The sequence below is a fragment of the Mycobacterium sp. BK086 genome (assembly GCA_004362315.1).
GTDB lineage: Bacteria > Actinomycetota > Actinomycetes > Mycobacteriales > Mycobacteriaceae > Mycobacterium.
Window position 1 is genome coordinate 462903 of the sequence record SNWL01000008.1, and the last position, 18730, is coordinate 481632.

Below are 18730 nucleotides of genomic sequence, written 5' to 3' on the forward strand. Positions count from 1 at the left end.
GAGTCAGAAACTCGCGATGCCGACGTCCCCCTACCTGTCGTCACCGTAGGGCTCGTCTGCTCGGAGCGTCAAGGAATCGGAGAATATTCATTAACATAATTGGATCTATGGTGCGCGGATGTTAACAAGGGATCCGGCCGTGACCTCTCCTATTGGCGTCATCAGCCGCCTCGGATGCCGGGCTCGCCACGCGATCGGGGAACGCCAGCAGCACGATCGTCCGCTGGGTTTGGAGGAACTGGCTCAGCAGCGGTCCCGTGGTGTACGGCAGCCCGTAGGTCTCGCACAGCGCTCGCACCCGCGGGGCGATGTCTGCGTAGCGGTTGCTCGGAAGATCGGGGAACAGGTGATGCTCGATCTGGTAGCACAGGTTTCCGCTCAGAAACGCCAGCACGCGCCCGGCCCGGAAATTGGCGCTGCCTAGCATCTGGCGCAGATACCACTCGCCCTTGCTTTCTCCCTTGACGGCATCGAGCGTGAAGGTCGCGACGCCGTCGGGAAAATGCCCGCAGAAGATCACCATGTAAGCCCAGAGGTTGCGGACAACGTTGGCTGCGACGTTCGCCGTCAACGCCCGCCGCCAGCGAGATCCGTTGAGGGCCGGGATGAGAACGTAGTCCTTGAGGACCTGGCGTTTGATCTTGGCCTTCAGTGCCCGCGTTTGGCCGTTGCGGTCCTCGGCGTCCGTCGCGCGTTCATGGTCGGAATGCAAACCGTGCAGGGCGATGCCCCACTCGAAGATGATAGCCAGCAGTGCGTTGCGGAACGGCTGCGCCAGGTTGCGGGGTCGCCACGGGACGTCGCGGGTGACCCGCATGATGCCGAAGCCGAGGTCGTCGTCGAGGTCCACAACGTTGGCGAACATATGATGTCGGTAGTTGTGTGAGTACCGCCATTGGGACGTGACCCCGGCCATGTCCCATTCCCAACTCGACGAGTGGATCTCCGGATCGTTCATCCAATCCCATTGGCCGTGAACGACATTGTGGCTGATTTCCATGTTTTCGATGCTCTTGGCCACCGCCAGCGACACCACGCCTAGCGCCCAGGCGCCCCGCGACTGGCTGCCGAAGATCAGCAGGCGGGCGCCGGCATCCAAGGCCCGCTGGAACTTGATGGTTCGGCGAATGTAGGCGGCGTCGCGCGCACCACGGGAATTCTCGACCTCGGTGCGGATTGCATCGAGCGCGGCCGCGAGTGCGTCGACGTCGTGCAGGCTCAGATGCGCATAGTCGGCGACGTCTGTGATGGCGATGGGGAGTCCTCGACGAAGCGACCGTTGCGCGGTTGAGCGACAACGGCGTTGGGAGGATGTGCCCGACTGTGAGCGGGTGCTCGCGGAGCCGCTGAACAACGACGCCGCTTCGGGCCGGCTGCAGGTGCCAGCAGGTCGAGCCTACCTGTCTGCCGCAGGTGCGGCATTGCCAGCGGGCTTGGGCAAATCCGAGCACGACTGGTCCAACTAGGGAAGGGTGGAGGGATGGCTGCGGAACTGTTGCGCGCCGCACCAGCCTTGCACCCCTGGTCCGGTTAGTTTGACGATCCAGGACGAGCTCATTGCGGCCGTCGACGGCCAGCGTGGAGTCAAAGCCGCCGACCGGCTCTGTGAAGCGTGTGTGCTGCTGCTCGACATCGATGCGGCGGCGATCTCGCTTGTGTTCGACGGTGCGAACGCGGGAACGCTGGGCTCCAGTGGCACGTCGGCTCGCACGTACGACGAATTGCAGTTCACCTACGGCGAAGGACCGTGCCTGGACGCGGTCACCCTGCGGGCCCCGGTGGTCGTGGTCGATCTCGCCCACCCCGGGGAAGCGCGCTGGCCCACTTACGGACGGGCCATGTTGGAGCACCGGATCCGGGGCGTCTTCGCCATGCCGGTACTGGCTGCCGGCGAGTACATCGGCGCTCTGGACCTGTTCCGGGCTCAGCCCGGTGATCTGGCGGGCGAACAACTCGCGGGTGCGGCCGCCGCCGCCGAGCTGGCCGGTGTACCGGTGCTGGATCTGCTTGTCGGCGATCTGCAGGCTGCCGTCGACGACCCCACCAGCAACGCCTGGGCGGAGCTGGTGGCATTGAGCCGTGCCGAGGTCAGTCAGGCAACCGGAATGCTGGTCGCGCAATTGGACGTCGAGCCGACCGAGGCGCTGGTGCGGCTGCGTGCGCACGCCTACGCCACCGGCCGCAGCGCCACCGACGTCGCCCGCGACATCATCGACCGGCGACTGAAACTGGAGACCGACCGATGAACGACCGATCCGCACGCACAGCCGGCCCGGGAGGCAAGCCATGGTGAGCGATGACCAACGCGAAACCCGCGTGCTGAGCGCGGTGGTGTCACTGGTCGACAGCCTGCTCGACGACTTCGACGTCGTCGACCTGCTGACGGAACTGACCGAACGCTGTGCCGAGCTGCTCGACATCGCGTCGGCCGGATTCCTGCTCGCCGATCCAGTGCACCGACTTCATCTGATGGCCACGACCTCCGACCGGACCCGCGATATCGAGCTGTTCCAACTCCAGGCCGAGCAGGGGCCCTGCATCGACTGCTACCGGACTGGCGAGCCGGTCCTGGTCGCCGACCTCGGTACTCAGATCGACCGTTGGCCGCAGTTCGTCCCGGCCGCGACGCAGGCCGGCTTCGTATCGGTGCACGTTCTGCCGATGCGGGCGGCCGGCGTCGTACTCGGAGCGCTCGGATTGTTCGATACCCAGCCCGGTGAACTCACCGAGGCGGATCGACTGGTCGCTCAGACCCTCGCCCACATCGCGTGTGTGGCGGTCCTCCAGGAACATCCGCCCACCCGCGCCACCGTGGTGTCGCCGCTGCGCTCCGCACTCACCGGTCGTGTCGTCGTGGAACAGGCCAAGGGGTTTGTCAGCGAGGTGCTCGGCGTGTCGATGGACGAGGCGTTCCGCTTGATCCGCGCCCACAGCCGGAGCCGCGGCGAGCACCTGGCTGAGGTCGCGCGGCGGTTGATGAGGGACCGGCATTCCCGCCCGGAGTTGGTCAGGGCGCTGACGGACCTCGCCCGCGGGCGGGGCCAGCAGTGAGTACGTCTCGTCACTGACGTGCCCGGGCCCGCCGGACCGCCTCGTCGACGAGCTGCTCGGCCACATCGGCCAGTTTGACGTGCTCCCGCTGGCTGATTCGGGTGAGACGGTCGAAGGCATCCTGTGCGGTGCCGCCCGAGCGGCTGCGGATGATGCCGATCGCCTGGTCGATCACCGCCCGGCTGCGCAACGCCCGCTGAAGTTGAGTCGTGCGCCGTCGGGTACTCGCCAACAACTGCGCGTTGTACACCGATACCGCTGCGGGGCCGGCGAATTGGCTGCCGAGTTGGACGGCGTGCTCGGTGAACGCGTCTCGGTCGTGGGCGTAGGAGTTGATCGCGCCGATGACGCGGTCACCGATGGTCAGCGGCAGGGCCAGTACGGAGTGCACGCCCATGCGGGCCACCGAACCGCCGAAATGCGGCCAGCGGCGGTCGCTGCCCAGTGAACCGCTGATTGCGGGCCTACCGGACCGAATGCAGCTGATGCACGGCCCCTCGGCGACCTTCTCGTACTGCAGGGTGTCGATGGCTGCAATGAACTCTGCGGTCACCGACCGCGCCTGGATGCGCAAATCCTCACCGGAGTCCGGGTGGTGGGGATGGATCAGGGTGACGCCGGCACCGTCGGCGCCTGGTATCGCCTGAACCGCGAATTGTGCTACCTGGCCGAGCATTTCGTCGACACTGGTGGCGTCCGCGATGATCCCTGCCAGGCCGCTGAGCCCGGCGTGCAGGTCCAGTTCGTCGGCCTGGAGTTGAGCCGCGGAGAGCTCTGGTTCCGGGGGTGGCTTGCGGTCGGGTTGCGCGTCGTAGTCGTCCATCACCTCGTCTCCTGCGCGATGAATCTACTCGCCATCGATCAGGTGACGAGTGTCAACGCGTGCGCGCGCCGCAGCTTGCCCGACGGGGTCTTCGGGATGATTCCCGGCGCGAGGACCACCACGTTGCGGGGCCTGGCGTTGACTTCCACCACGACCTCGTGGACCACTTGATGTTCGATACGCCGCACCTCGTCGCGATCGTCGAAAGCCTTGGACTCCACGGCAACTGCGAAGGACTCGCGGGAATGCCCGGCGTCGAGTCGGACGGCGACCGCGCAGCCCGGCCGCACTCCGTCGACGCGGGTGGCGGCGCGTTCGATGTCGGTCGGATAGATGTTGCGCCCGGCCATGATGATGACGTCCTTGAGCCGGCCGCAGACGACGATCTCGTCCGTCTCGGTGAGGTAGCCCAGGTCGCCGGTGTCGTACCAGCCCTGGTCGTCCTGCGCCGAGATGAACCCGGCCGCCGTGGTGTATCCCGGCGTGACGGGGTCGCCGCGGAGTTGGATCACGCCGACACCGCGGGCGGGGAGCACGGCGCCGAATTCGTCGATGATGCGCGCTTCCAGCCCATTGAGCAGGCGACCGAGCGTCACCAGGCGCCGGACATTGCCTCGCGTCGCCGGGATGGCGCGCTGCAGGACGGCCAGCAGGTCGGCGTCGATCTCGTCGACGGTCATGCCTGCGCCGCAGGTGGAAAAGGATGCCGCAACGGTGGTCTCGGCCATCCCGTAGGCCGGCAGGATCGCCCCCGGTCGCAACCCGTGGGCGGCGCCGGCCGCACACAGATCCTCGACGTCGGCGGGATCGACCTGTTCGGCACCCGACAGTGCCCACCGCAGCGACGACAGGTCGAAGTCGCCGGGCGATGCCAGGCTGCGCAGTCTCTTCGCCAAGAGGTTGTAGGCGAAGTTCGGCGCAGCCGTCATCGTCGCCTTGTACTTGTCAATCAGCTTGACCCACAACAAGTTATCGCGGAGGAAGTCCATGGGGGTGACCTTGACCAGCTCGACGCCGAAGTACATGGGTACGGTCAGGAACCCGGTCATGCCCATGTCGTGGAAGCAGGGCAACCAGCTGACGATCACGTCGGTTTCCACGTCGACCTTGGCGCCGATGAACATCGCCTCCGCATTGGCCACCACGTTGGCGTGGGTGATGTGGACCGCCTTGGGCGAGCCCGTCGACCCCGAGGTCAGTTGCATCAGGGCGAGGTCATCGCCGCAGGTGTCGACGGGGCGTACCGGTTTGGCCTGCAACAGTTCGCCGGCGATCACCACCGGCATCCCCCGCTCGGCGAGAAGTGGCGCCGCCGGCAGGAACGGCTCGCCGACCACGACGGCCTTGGCGTCGATCGTGTCGAGGACTGCGGCGGTTTCCTCGGCCCAACGCTGCAGGTCGGTGCGCGGCGTGGGCTGGTGCAGCATGGTGACACTGGCGCCGCGAATCCAGATGCCCTGTGCGGTCGGTGCGATGTCCACGGGAAGTCCGGCGAGAACGGCAACCGCGTCACCGTGGCCGACGCCGGCCGCCGCCAGGCCACCGGCAATCCGGCAGGCGCGCGCGTGCACCTCGGCCCAGGTATGCCGCACCGGAGCGCCGGGCTCTCCGGTGGTCATACCGTTCATGCTCCACCGGGCGTTTCGGAACATCGTCTCGGTGAATTGGCTCACGGAGCTCTTCCTTCTGCAGGCCGCGTGAGGGCATGACCTGCGATGTTGTGGCCGCAGGCGGGTTGCCGCGGGTGCCGTCGGACAGAAGCGCTTGTCGGCCACGCGCCCAGGATGGGCGCCAGGAATGCAGGTCGGCTTACGTCGGGCCGGGTGGCCATGCAGCGGGGAGTTCAGATCGCCGCCGTGACGTTTCCGAGAAGCTGGTGGGTCAGCCGCATTGACCGTACCGCGCCGCGGTGCGTCGGGTCGAAGGCACGCAGGCCATAACCCGACCAGTGTTTTCCTGCCGCTGACGGCGGTACTTCTGGCAAAGGTGATGTAGCTTCAATCGACGGTCAGCCGCCTTGCCGAGGAGTGGATGGTGGATGCGACACCATTTGGGCACTATCAGCTGCAGGAGCTGATAGGTCGCGGAGGCATGGGTGAGGTCTACCGGGCCTACGACACCAAGACAGATCGCGTGGTCGCGCTCAAGGTTCTCCCGCACCGGTTGGCCGAGGACAACGTCTTCCAGCAACGTTTCAAGCGCGAGGCCCAAGCGGTCGCCGCCCTCAACGAGCCGCATGTCGTTCCGATCCACGGTTTCGGCGAGATCGACGGCCGGTTGTACCTGGATATGCGCCTGATCGACGGCCGGACCCTGGACGCGATCCTCAACGAGGCGCGTAAGCCGCTGATGCCCCCGCTGGCCGTCGACATCGTCGAGCAGGTGGCCGCCGCGCTGGACGCCGCCCATGCGGCCGGGCTGATCCACCGTGACGTCAAGCCCTCGAACATCCTGATCACCGCCCGCGACTTCGCCTACCTGATCGACTTCGGCCTGGCTCGTACGGCGAGTGAGGCGGGCCTGACGACGGCAGGCAGCACCCTGGGCACCCTGGCGTACATGGCCCCCGAGCGGTTCAGCGGCGGCAAGGCCGACCTGCGCTCCGATGTCTACGCCCTGACATGTGTCCTCTACGAATGCCTCACCGGTGTCCGGCCGTATCCGAACGACAGCCTGGAACAGCAGATCGCCGGGCATATGACCGCACCCGCCCCGCGCCCGTCCGACAAAGATCCGAGGCTGGCGGCGTTCGACGACATCATCGCCAAGGGCATGGCCAAGAAGCCCGCCGAGCGCTACGGCAGCGCCGGGGAGCTGGCCGCCGCCGCGCGGTCGGCGTTGACCACGCGGGTGCGCAAGATCGGCAGCTCGGGGCGGCACGCGTTGGCCGCGGCTCCGCGGTCACACCGGCGCACGTGGCTGGCGGTTGGGGCGACGGTGCTGCTGGTGGCCGGCGCGGGAATCGGTGTGTGGCAGTGGCGGGAATCGGACACGAAGTCCAGTGGTGCGACGAGTTTGGCGGGTACGGCGTCCAGTTCGGAGCCCACGCCGCCTGCCGACGGTGCGGTGCCGGCGCTCGCGGCGACCGTGCCGCAGAAGATCCGGGATTCCGGCAGGCTGGTCGTGGGCGTCAATATCCCCTATGCGCCAAACGAATTTATCGACGCCGACGGCAAGGTCGTCGGATTCGACGTCGACCTGATGAACGCGGTCGCCCGCACGCTCGGTTTGACGCCGGAGTATCGGCAGACCGCGTTCGAGGCGATCATCCCGTCGGTGCGTGCAGGCGACTTCAATCTCGGCATGTCGTCGTTCACCGATACCAAGGAGCGGGAAGCCGCCGCCGACTTCGTCACCTACTTCCAGGCAGGCACGCTGTGGGCACAGCGCCCCGGTGTTGCGGTCGACCCCGACAACGCCTGTGGGCTCAAAGTCGGTGTGGCGTATCCGTCTTTGCAGGAATCCGACGAGCTGCCGGCCAAGAGCCAAGCCTGCGTCACCGCGGGCAAGCCGCCCATCAAGAAGGTGATCTACACCCGCCAGGACGATCTCAACACCGCGCTGATCGCCGGCGAGGTCGACGCGATGTCTGCCGACTCGCCCGTCACCGGTTTTGCGATCAAGACCAGCGGCGGGCAGCTCGAGGCGGCGGGCACCGTGTTCGACTCCGCGCCATACGGCTGGCCGGTGGACAAGGATTCCGGTCTCGGCACGTCGCTGCAGCTGGCGTTGCAGCATCTGATGAAGACGGGGGAGTACCGCACCATCGCCACGATGTGGGGTGTCGAGAAGGGCATGATCGACGCGCCGGTGATCAACGGGGCTGTGCGCTAACGGTTTACGCTTCTGCCGAATGCAGCATGCCCGCGATATCGGGGTCGAGCTGTTGCAGCGCGACGATGACCGAGATCGGTGCGTCCCGGCCGATGTTGGACAGGACGGTCGTGGTGCGGCCCTGTCGTTCCGGTGGGCGCAGTTCGTCGATGCGCGCTTGCAGCGCCGTGGCAAGTTCGTCGAACTCGATGATCAATCCGGCCACGATGATCAATTCGGGATCGAGCAGTGCTTCGATCAGCGCGGCGGTGTGTGCGACACGGTCGATGACGTCACGAATGATGTCCTGCGCCTGCTGATTTCGGGCAGTATTCTCCCGCAACGCGCCGACGTCGACCTCGTCATAAGTCATCCCGACCGTCTGCGGCGCTGCTGCCTGCATCGCATACATCGACATGTCTGCCTCGACGCATCCGAGCCGACCGCAACGGCACGGCGTGGAGCTGCCGTAGACCGGCACGTGGCCGATGGCGCCCGCGACGCCTGTCGAACCGGCATACGGTCGGCCGTCGATGATCAACCCGACACCAAGTCGGCCACCGTGATCCAAGACGACCGCCGAGCGCGCCTCACGTGCTTCACCGGCGATCGTCTCCGCCAACGTAATTGCCTTGGTGGTGTCCTGTACTGCCACCGGGATGCCGAGATCGCGGGAAAGCAGCTTGCCCAGTTCGATATTCGCCCATCCGAGCTCGTGGGTTTCGATGACCAGTCCCGTGGTGTCGTCGACGAGTCCCGGGACGCAGACACCCGCGACCGATGCGGGCTTGCCAGCGGAATCGGCCATCAACTTTTTGGCGAGTGTTGTGATCGAGCGGATCACCGCCGCGGGGTCCCTGTCGCCCGTTGGTGTCTGACCTTCGTGGGAGATGTTTCCGGTCGCGTCGGCGAGGACGACCCTGGCGCGGATTCCGTCGATCTGGATTCCCAGGACTCTGCGCGCCTCCGGGTTGCAGTCGAGCAGAATGCGCGGTCGGCCGCGAGAGCTGACGCCCTCGATGCGGGACTCCAGTTCGACCAGGGTGCCGTCTTCGATCAGATCGGCCACGATCGTCGTGATCTGGGGGCGGGGCAGGCCGAGTTTGTCGGCGAGATCAGCCCTGGCCAGCGGGCCGGATGTCCGCAGCAGGTGAACGACGCGCTGACGCAGCAGGAGGCGCGCGACCTGCCTGCTCTGCCTCGTCGAATCTGACGGTTTCAGCACGACCTCCTTGACGCCGACCGGCGTCCTGCTATTAAATTCGTCACACCAACTAAATCGTATTAAGTACGTCACACCAATTAAACCGGGGAGACCTCCAATGACCGCTGAACATCGACCTGCCAAACCGCTGACCAGCTCCCTGCAGGGTGCCGCCAAGGTCGGCGCATACGGAGGGATCGCCGTTGCCGCGTGGCTGGCCGGGTCGGTAGCCGCCGGTCACGGGGTCGCGTCGGCCGACGCGACCGGCAGCTCGTCGGGTTCATCCGCTTCCTCCGCTGGTGGATCTACCTCCGGCGGCTCGTCGACGGCACATGCCGGGCCGCGATCCACCGGTATCGCCAAGGCTAGAGGCAGCCGCATCTCCAAGCCCGCTGCCACGACGAAGGCGGGCGATTCGACCGGTACCGCGGCAGCGACAACGGTGACCGCGCCGGCCGCACCCAAGCTCAAGGCCACCAGCCCGCGTACCGCGGTCTCGTCCGTGCCGGCTGCGGTCAGCGCACCCGTCGTCAGGCCCAACCCGCTGGGATTGCTCAACAGCGCCGTCACGTCACTGCTCAACCCGTTCCTCAAACCGGCGCCCACCAACAGCGGGCCCATCGTGCCGATCATCTGGTCGGCACTCGGTGCGGTGCGGCGGGACGTGTTCAACCAGGCGCCGACGATCGGAACCCCGACGACCACGGTGCAGACGGGCCAGACGGTTACCGGGAACGTCGGCGCGACCGACGCGGAAGGTGATGCGCTGAAGTACACCGTCACCCAAGGCCCCAAGTACGGCACGCTGACCATCGATCAGGCGACCGGCAACTTCACCTACACCCCGGACGACATCAATTACTCTGCTGCGCAGACTGATTCGTTCACGATTTCGGTCACCGACGGCAAGTTCAACGTGCTGATGCCATTCAGCTCGCGCACCGCGTCGGCCAGCAGCAGCCTCACAGTGCTCAGTCCGGAAGCGACGCGGGTGATCCTGAACCTGCCGGCCACGATCACCAACCCGACGATTCCGCGATTCGCGCCGGACGGCAAGACCCTGATGTTCTCGGCGACACCCGTCGCCGGTGGGCGCACCGAGATCTACTCGATCAGCGCCGACGACACCGACGGGTCCACCGTCACCTGTGTCACGTGCGGGGTAACCCCCTCTGAGGGCAACTTGGGCAAGAGCACCTACACCAGCGACGGCTCCGGCCGTTTCCTTGTCGAGGCTCCCGGCCATTGGGACGTATACCAGCCCGCCACCGAGACCAGCGCCGCGGCGCTGATCCCCATCATCACGCCGCCGTCGGGATCCACCGCTGTCGACAAGCAGCGCGAGATGCGTATCTCACCGGACGGCAAGTACGTGATGTTCAGCCAGATCCAGCTCGGGACAGGCAATCTCATCACCGCCGTGCCCATCGTGGGCAAGTTGGTTCTCTCAGCCAACGCGACCACCGGAGCCCCGGAGTACCACATCGAGGATGCCAGGGTGGTCTACCCGGTCGGCGAGGGCAAGCAGTGGACGCCAGACGGCAAAGGCGTGATCATCCTCGCCGGCCGGTACGAGTCGGGCAATGTCGACGACGTGGTCGTCGACCTGGCCACCGGGAACGTCACGCGGCTGACCGGAAACCTCGACTACGACGAGGACGTCGACATGTCACCCAACCAGCAGTGGATCGCGATCTGCAGCACGCGGGGGCTCGACGCCCTGACCCCGATGACCCGGATCGACCGTCCCGCCTTGCTGCCGGCCGATATTCAGGGCGCCGTGTACACCGCCTACGCAGGTGGACTCGCGACGGGCCAATACCCCAGCGGCACCGGGATCAACGTGTCCAACCAGGAGTGGCTGGTCGCGATCGACGATGATCTCAAGGGCGAGAACGGCATTCCGCTCTTCGTCACCGGTGACGGCTACACCGCCCGCAGCATGCCGAGCTGGAACGCCGATGGAACCTCGGTCGCCTTCTGGGAGCGCAACATCAGCGACGCGACCGACACCAGACTGGTCGTCACCAACCTGAAGTACACGACCAGCGTCGGAACGGTCCAGGGTGATCTGGTCACACCGAACGCGGACTGGGCACCGGCCTTGGCGACCTACAAAGCCGGACCTGCGCCGCTGCCGCCGGTCGGGGCGTACACCAGTCAGTACGGCGGCACCGCGTACGTCTCGGAGGCACCCGATCCCACCACGGCCGGCAACACGATTCGCACCGTGACGTACACCAACTACGTCAACAAGGAAGGCATGATTCTAAACGGCACCGAGTCGACGAGCGCGGGAGCCAGCCAGGCCTCAATCGTCTACAAGGCCAACATCGTCGTCACCGGTGATCACACCGGCTCCCTGACGGCCAACGCCACCATCAACAAGCTGACCCGGACGATCACCGGCACGATTTCGTCCACGCTCGACGGCGACACTCAAGTACTGCTCGACCCGACGAAGGTCATCGACGATCAGCTGAGCGCCTAGTCGTCCTCGTCGTCGATGACGTGCATGGCGGCCTCCTCCGCGGAGGCCGCCCCGCCGTCGATACCGACGTCGGAGGCGAACAGCTCGGACTCGTCGTCCTCGCCGAATCCCGCATCGGGTGCCACCAGCCGGCCCGAGCGGGCCCGGCCGACCTCGTCGTCCTCGGGAAACTCTTCCTCATCGTCGGAGTCGCCGTTCAGCTCGTCGAGCACATTGCCGATGCGGGAGATCGGGTCGGGCTCCTCCTCGGCCAGCAGCTCGTCGAGGGTTTCCGGGCCGGGATGGTCCAGGTTCGTGCGCGCATACGGTCGTTCCGGCGGTGAGATCCCCTCGTCGAGGATGTCGTCGACGCCGCGGTCGACCAGGGTGTCCTCGGGTTGGAGCTGGTTGTCATCCTCGACGCTGTACTCGCCGCTGTCGTTGTCGTCGTCCCAAGTGCTCACCGCTCCAGAATGTCACGGTGTCGCGAGAACGCCACCCCGTCAGCGGGTGACCACGTTGTGCAGCGGCGCGCCCATCTGCAACCGGGTGATGTTCGCGGTGATGTCCTCGATCCGGCCGATGAAGGTATCGCGGGTGACACCCGACGAATGCGGGGTCATCAACAGGTTCGGCAGATGGGCGAACGGTAGATCGCCCGGCGCGGCCACCCCGTCGCCCGACGGATAGCGATACCAGACATCGATCGCCGCGGCGCGGATCACGCCACCGGCGAGCGCGTCGAAAAGCGCCTGCTGCTGTACCAGTGGACCGCGCCCGACGTTGATCAGCACCCCGTCGGGTCCCAGCGCCCGCAACTGTGCGGCGCCGATCATCCCCTGGGTGCGTGAACTCAGCGGCGCAGACACGACGGCAACGTCGCATTCGGTCAACAGCCGAGTCAGCGAGTCCGTGTCGCCCGCCCAGGCCAGCCCGCAGTCCGGCACCCGACCCGAGTTCGTCACCGCCGCACCGCTGCATCCAAAGGCGCGCAACAACTGCCAGGCGCACTGGCCGATATGCCCGAACCCGACGAACCCGATGCGGGCCTCCCCGAGCGTGGGTGCCTGTGGAATCTTGCGGTCATACACCGATGTCGCCCACCGGTTGTCGCGCAGCGCGCGATCCTGAACGAGGAAGTCCCGCCGTAGCATCACTGCGGCGGCGACGATGTATTCCGCCATCGACCGTTCATGGTGAAAAGTGTTGGCGACCAGCACCTCCGGCGGCAGTGCCTCGAAAGCCACCTTGTCGGTGCCGGCGCCGGCGACGTGGACCAGTCGCAGGCTTTCGGCGGCCTGTGCCATCTGCGTGGTGAACCGGCCGCCGACGAACACCTGCGCATCACGCAGGTCCTCCGGGGCGACCTCACCGACCCGCCAGCGCACCTCGGTGCCCTCGGGCACCTGCGCTTCGAACCGGGAGCGGTGCGGAATCAGGTTGGCGTCGTTGACCAGAACGTCCATCATAAGCCCCGCTGCAAGGCCGGGCGCTTGCTGTCGAAGGCCCAGCCGGGTATCAGATATTGCATGGCCGCCGCGTCGTCGCGGCCGCCGAGCCCCTCGCGTTGATAGAGCTCGTGTGCGGCGGCGAGCGCGTCGTGATCGAGTTCGACGCCGAGGCCCGGCTTGTCCGGAACGGCGAGGTAGCCGTCGATGATCTCGAAGGGCCGCTTGGTGATTCGCTGACCATCCTGCCAGATCCAGTGCGTATCGATTGCGGTGATATCACCGGGGGCGGCCGCCGCGACATGGGTGAACATCGCCAGCGACACATCGAAGTGGTTGTTGGAGTGCGACCCCCACGTCAGGCCCCAGGCGTCGCAGAGCTGCGCCACCCGCACCGAACCGGCCATCGTCCAGAAGTGCGGATCGGCCAGGGGGATGTCGACGGCGCCGGCCTTGATGGCGTGTCCGAGTTCACGCCAGTCGGTGGCGATCATGTTCGTGGCCGTCGGCAATCCTGTCGCGCGCTTGAACTCCGCCATCACCTCGCGACCGGAGAAGCCGCCTTCCGGGCCGACCGGATCCTCGGCGTAGGCCAGTACGTCGGTGAGCTCGCGACAGGTCGTGATCGCGTCGGCGAGCAGCCAACCGCCGTTGGGGTCCAGGGTGATTCGCGCGTGCGGGAACCGGTCGGCCAGGGCGATGACGGCCTTGGCCTCGTCGGCGGCGGGCAGGACGCCACCTTTGAGCTTGAAGTCCTGAAATCCGTAGCGGGCCTGTGCGGCCTCGGCGAGCCGGACGACGGCCTCGGGCGACAGGGCCTCTTCGTGGCGAACGCGCAGCCAGTCGTCGGCGTCGGCGGCTTCGTCATCCGGTGACCGGTAGGCCAGATCCGTCTTGGCCCGGTCGCCCACGAAGAACAGATACCCCAACGCCTGCACCCGATCTCGCTGCTGTCCCTCGCCCAGCAGCGCGGCGACGGGCACTCCGAGATGCTGACCGAGCAGGTCCAGCATCGCCGACTCGACGGCGGTGACGGCGTGTACGGTCACGCGCAGGTCGAATGTCTGGGCACCGCGGCCGGCCGCGTCCCGGTCGGCGACGGCCCGGCGCATATCGGCCAGCACGCTGCGATGATCGCCGATGCTGCGGCCCGTGACGATCTCGCGAGCGTCGGACAGCGTACGCCGGATCGGCTCGCCACCGGGGACCTCACCGACACCGGTATTGCCGTCGGAGTCGGTGAGAATCACGATGTTTCGGGTGAAGTAGGGGCCGTGGGCACCGCTGAGGTTCAGCAGCATGCTGTCGTGGCCGGCGACGGGGACCACCGTCATGTCCCGCACGACGGGCACTGATGGACTCATGTCATCACTTCCTCATGAGGCGAACCACTTGTCGCCGTTGGCTAATGGGCGCACGACGCGGGAGACCTTGTCTCCCATGGTGCAGAGGGCATCGACGATCTCCCGCTCGCGGTCCGAAGTCAGCCGGGACACCGGAATCGAGGCGCTGATGGCGTCCTGCGGCGGTGTGCCATAGCGCAGGACGACCGCGAAGCACCGCACACCGAGCGTGTTCTCCTCGTCGTCGGTGGCATATCCGCGGACCCGGACGGTGTCGAGGTCGGCGTCGAGCGCGGCGCGGTCGACGATCGTCTTGGCGGTCAGCGGTTTCAGGCCGGCGGGGACGTGCTGGTCGCGATCGAGGCCGAACCTCTCGGCGAGCAGCGACTTACCCAGGGCGGTGGCATAGGCCGGCAGCCGTCGCCCGACCCGGCTGGCAGTGCGGGTGTACTGCTTGGACTCTCGCGTGGCGAGGTAGACGACATCGGTACCGTCGAGCCGGCCGAGGTGGAAGGTCTCGTCGAGGTCCTGACGCAGATCGTCGAGGAACGGTGTGATCAGCGGCAGGTAGGGATCGCTGTCCAGGTAGCTGGTGCCGACCAGCAGGGCTCGGATCCCGATCGCGTACAGGGTGCCGGTCGGGTCCGAGCGCACCCAGCCCTGGGCCACCAGCGTGCGCAGCAGGGCATGCGCGCTGCTGCGGGGCATGCCGAGCGCGTCGCTGATCTCGCGCAGCCGCGCGGGATCGTCGTGGCGCGCGGCCAGGTACTCCAACAGCTCGACGGTGCGCACCGCCGACTTCACCTTGCGCACTGCGAGATCGGGCGCCGATTCGTCGGACACCTCACCCTCCCATCGTCAGAAGTTCACGGGCGATCAACACCACGGCGCCCAGCGTCGAGGCGCTGATTGCCAACCACCGCAACCGTTTCGGGTCGAGGATACGGTTGAGGCCGCGCGAGAGCCCATAGCCGATCACCGCCGCGGGAATCAGGACGGCGAACGCCGCCAGAGTGTGGCCGGTGATGGCGCCCGTCGCGGCCAGCGCCGCCAGCGACATCAACGATCCCACCAGAAAGAAACCGCCCATCGTCCCGCGCAGCCGTGCGCCCGCGTTGCGCTGCCACACCAGCGCCATCGGCGGGCCGCCGATGGCCGTCGCCGTTCCCAGCACGCCGGAGGCCGCGCCCGCCAGTACCACATTGCGTCGGCGCGGCAACGGAATCCAGCCGAAGCTGGTCACCACGACACCGGTCAGCACGACGGCGGCGAGCATGATCGCCAAGCCGCGCTCCGGCAGGCTCGCCAGCAGCAACGCACCCGCGATGGTGCCAGGTACTCGACCGGCCAGCGCCCATCCGGTGCCGTGCAGGTCGATCTCCTGGCGCTCCTGCACGACGACCATCAGCGTGACGAGCGTCGCCACCATGATCAGGGTGCCGGGGATCAGCCCGGGATCGACCAGCGCGACAACGGGTGCGGCGAGCATCCCGATGCCGAATCCGATGGATGCCTGAAGTGCGGACGCCAGGACGACGGTCGTGGCGATAGCGGCAAATCCCCACGCGCTCATGCCGGTACAGATGTGAGCGCGGCCCCCTCGGACAGCAGGGGATGATGGCACCCGGCCGCGTGTCCGACGACCACCGGGTCCAGCGCAGCCGGCGGCTCGGTTGTCGCGCAGATCTCGGTGGCCTTCCAGCAGCGGGTCCGGAACCGACAGCCCGACGGCGGGTTGAGCGGGGAGGGCACCTCGCCCTTGAGAAGGATGCGCTGTTTGCGTTGTGCGCCGTCCAGCGTCGGTGCCGCCGACATCAGCGCCGCGGTGTAGGGGTGGTTGGGCCGGTCGAAAACCGCTTCGGTGGGCCCGGTTTCGATGATCCGCCCCAGATACATCACCGCAACCCGATCGGCGACGTGGCGCACCACCGACAGGTCGTGCGAGATGAAGATGTAGGCGATCCCCAACTGCTGCTGCAGCTCGTTGAGCAGGTTCAGCACCTGCGCTTGCACCGAAAGGTCCAGTGCGGAGACCGGCTCGTCACAGATGATCACGTCAGGGTCCAGTGCCAGGGCACGGGCGATCCCGATGCGCTGGCGCTGCCCACCGGAGAACTCCTGAGGGTATTTGTCGGCCGCACCGGCGCCGAGTCCGACGAGGTCGAGCAGTCCCCGCACCCGGGTCTGGCGCTCCCGCCGATTGCGGTACATGCCCGGATGGCTGCGCCACGGTTCGGCGATGATGTCGCCGGCCGACATGCGGGCGTTCAACGACGCGTAGGGATCTTGGAACACCATCTGCACCCGGCGGCGGAACTTCAGCAGGTCCTTGCCGCGCAGGCTGAACGGGTCGACGCCGTCGAATTGCACGCTTCCCGAGTCCGGCTTCTCCAGCATCAGCAGGGTGCGGGCCAGAGTGGACTTCCCACAGCCCGATTCGCCGACCAGGCCGAGTGTCTCACCGCGTGCGAGATCCAGCGTGATGCCGTCCAGGGCGCACAGCTTCTTCTTGCCGCCGCCTGCGACGTGAAACGACTTGCGAAGGTCGCGCACCGCGAGCATGGACTCAGACATTGGGCACCTCTTCGGGGAAGTGGCAGGCGGCGCTGCGGCCGGAGCCGACGGGCTTGAGGCTGGGACGGGTGGTGGCGCACAGATCACTCGCCAGCGGGCAGCGGGCCTGATAGACGCACCCCTCCGGGATGTTGTGCAGATCGGGCGGCGATCCGCCGATGGATTTCAGTTCGTCGCCGCGACGGGCGTTGACCGGAACGGAATTCAGCAGGCCCTTGGTGTAGGGGTGCCGCGGTTCGGCGAAAACGTCTGCCACCCGGCCGGTCTCGATGATATTGCCGGCGTACATCACCGCGACGCGGTCGGCTTCCTCGGCGACCAGCGCCAGGTCGTGGGTGATCAGCACGACCGCCATCCGGTATTCGGCCCGCAGATCCCGCAGCAGCGCCATGATCTGGGCCTGGACCGTGACGTCCAGTGCCGTGGTCGGTTCGTCGGCGATCAGCACACTGGGGTTCAGTGCGACCGCCATGGCGATCAGCAGCCGCTGGCGCATACCGCCGGAGAATTGGTGCGGGTAGGAATGGAGCCGCGTCTCGGGTTGCGGAATGCCCACGCGCGCCATCAATTCGACAGCTTTGCGTTTGGCTTCTGCGGCGCCCATGCCCTGGTGGATCCGGAACGGCTCGGCCAGCTGAGTACCGACGGTATAGAGCGGATTGAGGGCGGTGAGCGCGTCCTGGAACACGATCGCGAGCTCGGTGCCCGCGATCTTGCGCCGGGTCTTGCGGTCGGCACCGAGCACGTCGGTGTCTTTCAGAATCGCGGTACCGGCGACCACGTCGGCGACCGGTTCCAGCAGCCCGACGAGCGCGGTCGCGGTCATCGACTTACCGCACCCGGATTCGCCCAGCAGCGCCAGTGTTTCGCCGCGGTGGGCATCGAACGACACGTCGTTGACGGCGCGCACGGTGCCGGAAATGGTGCGGATGTCCACGGTCAGCCCGTCGACCGACAGCACGGTGTCGGCGTCGTCGGTGTCGGCGGACAGGCGGTGGTCTACGGCTGCGGTCATGACAGGGCCTTCGTGGTCTTGGTGAACGAGGACAGGCGCTTCTGCGGAACGGTGAGCCGCCACCGCTGGGCGGGATCGGTGGCGATGCGGGCCCAGGCGGCCAGGATCGTGGCGGACACGGTGGTGATCACGATGGCGACACCGGGGAAGAACGACAGCCACCAGGCGGTGTGCAGATAGGTGCGGCCCTGTGCCACCATCAGGCCCCAGCTGACCTCTGGTGGCTGAATCCCGATGCCCAGGAAGCTCAGGGAGCTCTCCGCCAGCATGACGTAGCAGAAGTCCAGCGTCGCGACCGTCAGCAGGGTCGGCAGCACAACCGGTAGCACGTGGCGGCCGATGATCGAATGCGCGCTCGCCCCGAAGGTGCGGGCGGCGTCCACGAACAGCCGGCTCTGCAGCTCGGCGGATTCGGCGCGTGCGGTGCGCAGGTAGACCGGGATGCGGGTGATGGCAAGCACCAGAACGATATTCGCCGCGCTGGGAGAGAAGACGTACAGCACGACGACCGCCAGCAGCAGCGACGGGAAGCTCATGATCACATCAGCGATCCGCATGGCGATGGTCTCCCGCCAGCCCCGGTAGTAGCCGGCCCACATGCCGATGGCGGACCCGACCACCGCGGAGATCAGCACCGCGGGGATGGCCACCGACAGCGTGGTGCGGCAGGCGACCACCAACCGGGCCAGCATGCTGCGGCCCAGTGGATCGGTGCCCAGCACGCCGGCCCAACCGTGCGCCAGCGTGAACGGCGGCTGGTTGGAGTTGTCCAGATCGATGTGGGTGGCCAGGTTGCCGACGAGCATCGGGCCGAACACGGCGGTCAGGACCACGATTCCGAGAACGACGGCCGCGGCGGCGGCCACCCGGTCATTGACCAGCAGGCGAAGCCACATGGACCGCTTGCGGGTGTTCTTGCCGCCTTCGCCGACGATCGCCGTTGTCGGCTTGACCGGAACCAGATCGATTTGGGTGCTCATGGTTTCGTG

Annotated in this window: 16 protein-coding genes; 4 read left to right on the plus strand and 12 right to left on the minus strand. The window is 66.9% G+C overall.

Annotation, left to right across the window (positions count from 1 at the left end):
• Positions 1-121: 121 nt before the first annotated feature.
• On the minus strand, positions 122-1255 hold the full coding sequence (locus tag EV580_RS28655) for a fatty acid desaturase family protein (protein ID WP_286171910.1): 1134 nt from the start codon (positions 1253-1255) through the stop codon (positions 122-124).
• A gap of 280 nt (positions 1256-1535) precedes the next feature.
• Here EV580_RS28655 and EV580_RS28660 point away from each other — a divergent pair, with 280 nt between their 5' ends.
• Positions 1536-2246 carry a GAF and ANTAR domain-containing protein gene (locus EV580_RS28660; RefSeq protein WP_133695757.1) on the plus strand — a complete coding sequence of 237 codons (711 nt, stop codon included), beginning with the start codon at positions 1536-1538 and terminating at the stop codon, positions 2244-2246.
• A gap of 43 nt (positions 2247-2289) precedes the next feature.
• Positions 2290-3051 (plus strand): GAF and ANTAR domain-containing protein, encoded by a 762-nt coding sequence (locus EV580_RS28665; protein WP_133696018.1) that lies wholly within the window; start codon positions 2290-2292, stop codon positions 3049-3051.
• Between the two features lie 10 nt (positions 3052-3061).
• Here the strand turns inward: EV580_RS28665 and EV580_RS28670 are convergent, their stop codons facing one another.
• Both EV580_RS28670 and EV580_RS28675 read right to left on the minus strand, forming a co-directional pair.
• Entirely contained in the window at positions 3062-3874 is an 813-nt protein-coding gene (locus EV580_RS28670) for a GAF and ANTAR domain-containing protein (protein ID WP_133695758.1), read from the minus strand.
• A 38-nt stretch (positions 3875-3912) separates the two neighbouring features.
• Entirely contained in the window at positions 3913-5547 is a 1635-nt protein-coding gene (locus EV580_RS28675) for a fatty acyl-AMP ligase (protein WP_133695760.1), read from the minus strand.
• Between the two features lie 361 nt (positions 5548-5908).
• Here EV580_RS28675 and stpK7 point away from each other — a divergent pair, with 361 nt between their 5' ends.
• Positions 5909-7708, plus strand: a complete 1800-nt coding sequence (stpK7, locus tag EV580_RS28680; protein ID WP_133695762.1) for a serine/threonine protein kinase StpK7 — start codon at positions 5909-5911, stop codon at positions 7706-7708.
• 4 nt (positions 7709-7712) lie between these two features.
• Here the strand turns inward: stpK7 and EV580_RS28685 are convergent, their stop codons facing one another.
• A complete protein-coding gene (locus tag EV580_RS28685; protein ID WP_286171902.1) occupies positions 7713-8984 on the minus strand; it encodes an ROK family transcriptional regulator in 1272 nt (423 codons plus the stop codon).
• Positions 8985-9009: 25 nt separating this feature from the next.
• Between EV580_RS28685 and EV580_RS28690 the strand changes: the two genes are divergently transcribed.
• On the plus strand, positions 9010-11382 hold the full coding sequence (locus tag EV580_RS28690; RefSeq protein WP_133695763.1) for a cadherin-like domain-containing protein: 2373 nt from the start codon (positions 9010-9012) through the stop codon (positions 11380-11382).
• Here EV580_RS28690 and EV580_RS28695 read toward each other — a convergent pair.
• Genes EV580_RS28695 through EV580_RS28730 form a run of 8 tightly spaced genes read right to left on the minus strand, consistent with a single transcriptional unit; the run spans position 11379 to position 18721 of the window.
• The gene (locus tag EV580_RS28695) at positions 11379-11825 is read right to left on the minus strand and encodes a DUF5709 domain-containing protein (protein WP_133695765.1); all 447 of its coding nucleotides are present in this window, start codon (positions 11823-11825) and stop codon (positions 11379-11381) included. The two genes, EV580_RS28690 and EV580_RS28695, sit on opposite strands and share 4 nt — an antisense overlap.
• Before the next feature lie 39 nt (positions 11826-11864).
• On the minus strand, positions 11865-12827 hold the full coding sequence (locus EV580_RS28700) for a 2-hydroxyacid dehydrogenase (protein WP_133695767.1): 963 nt from the start codon (positions 12825-12827) through the stop codon (positions 11865-11867).
• A complete protein-coding gene (locus tag EV580_RS28705) occupies positions 12827-14173 on the minus strand; it encodes an enolase C-terminal domain-like protein (protein WP_133695768.1) in 1347 nt (448 codons plus the stop codon). The genes EV580_RS28700 and EV580_RS28705 overlap by 1 nt, the downstream gene beginning before the upstream one ends.
• 12 nt (positions 14174-14185) lie before the next feature.
• On the minus strand, positions 14186-14995 hold the full coding sequence (locus tag EV580_RS28710; protein ID WP_133695770.1) for an IclR family transcriptional regulator: 810 nt from the start codon (positions 14993-14995) through the stop codon (positions 14186-14188).
• 1 nt (position 14996) lies between these two features.
• Complete coding sequence (locus tag EV580_RS28715) at positions 14997-15725, minus strand: sulfite exporter TauE/SafE family protein (RefSeq protein ID WP_133695772.1); 729 nt, start codon at positions 15723-15725, stop codon at positions 14997-14999.
• On the minus strand, positions 15722-16726 hold the full coding sequence (locus tag EV580_RS28720) for an ABC transporter ATP-binding protein (protein ID WP_133695774.1): 1005 nt from the start codon (positions 16724-16726) through the stop codon (positions 15722-15724). The genes EV580_RS28715 and EV580_RS28720 overlap by 4 nt, the downstream gene beginning before the upstream one ends.
• Positions 16719-17741: an ABC transporter ATP-binding protein gene (locus EV580_RS28725; RefSeq protein WP_133695776.1), complete on the minus strand. Its 1023-nt coding sequence runs from the start codon at positions 17739-17741 to the stop codon at positions 16719-16721. The genes EV580_RS28720 and EV580_RS28725 overlap by 8 nt, the downstream gene beginning before the upstream one ends.
• Complete coding sequence (locus EV580_RS28730) at positions 17738-18721, minus strand: ABC transporter permease (RefSeq protein WP_133695778.1); 984 nt, start codon at positions 18719-18721, stop codon at positions 17738-17740. Before EV580_RS28730 ends, EV580_RS28725 begins: the two co-directional genes overlap by 4 nt.
• Positions 18722-18730 lie beyond the last annotated feature (9 nt).

Bases quoted from the DNA above. Each gene is read 5' to 3' on its own strand.
- EV580_RS28670 (WP_133695758.1), bottom strand. From the start codon at position 3,874: ATGGACGACTACGACGCGCAACCCGACCGCAAGCCACCCCCGGAACCA.
- EV580_RS28690 (WP_133695763.1), top strand. From the start codon at position 9,010: ATGACCGCTGAACATCGACCTGCCAAACCGCTGACCAGCTCCCTGCAG.
- EV580_RS28700 (WP_133695767.1), bottom strand. From the start codon at position 12,827: ATGGACGTTCTGGTCAACGACGCCAACCTGATTCCGCACCGCTCCCGG.
- EV580_RS28705 (WP_133695768.1), bottom strand. From the start codon at position 14,173: ATGAGTCCATCAGTGCCCGTCGTGCGGGACATGACGGTGGTCCCCGTC.
- EV580_RS28715 (WP_133695772.1), bottom strand. From the start codon at position 15,725: ATGAGCGCGTGGGGATTTGCCGCTATCGCCACGACCGTCGTCCTGGCG.
- EV580_RS28720 (WP_133695774.1), bottom strand. From the start codon at position 16,726: ATGTCTGAGTCCATGCTCGCGGTGCGCGACCTTCGCAAGTCGTTTCAC.
- EV580_RS28725 (WP_133695776.1), bottom strand. From the start codon at position 17,741: ATGACCGCAGCCGTAGACCACCGCCTGTCCGCCGACACCGACGACGCC.
- EV580_RS28730 (WP_133695778.1), bottom strand. From the start codon at position 18,721: ATGAGCACCCAAATCGATCTGGTTCCGGTCAAGCCGACAACGGCGATC.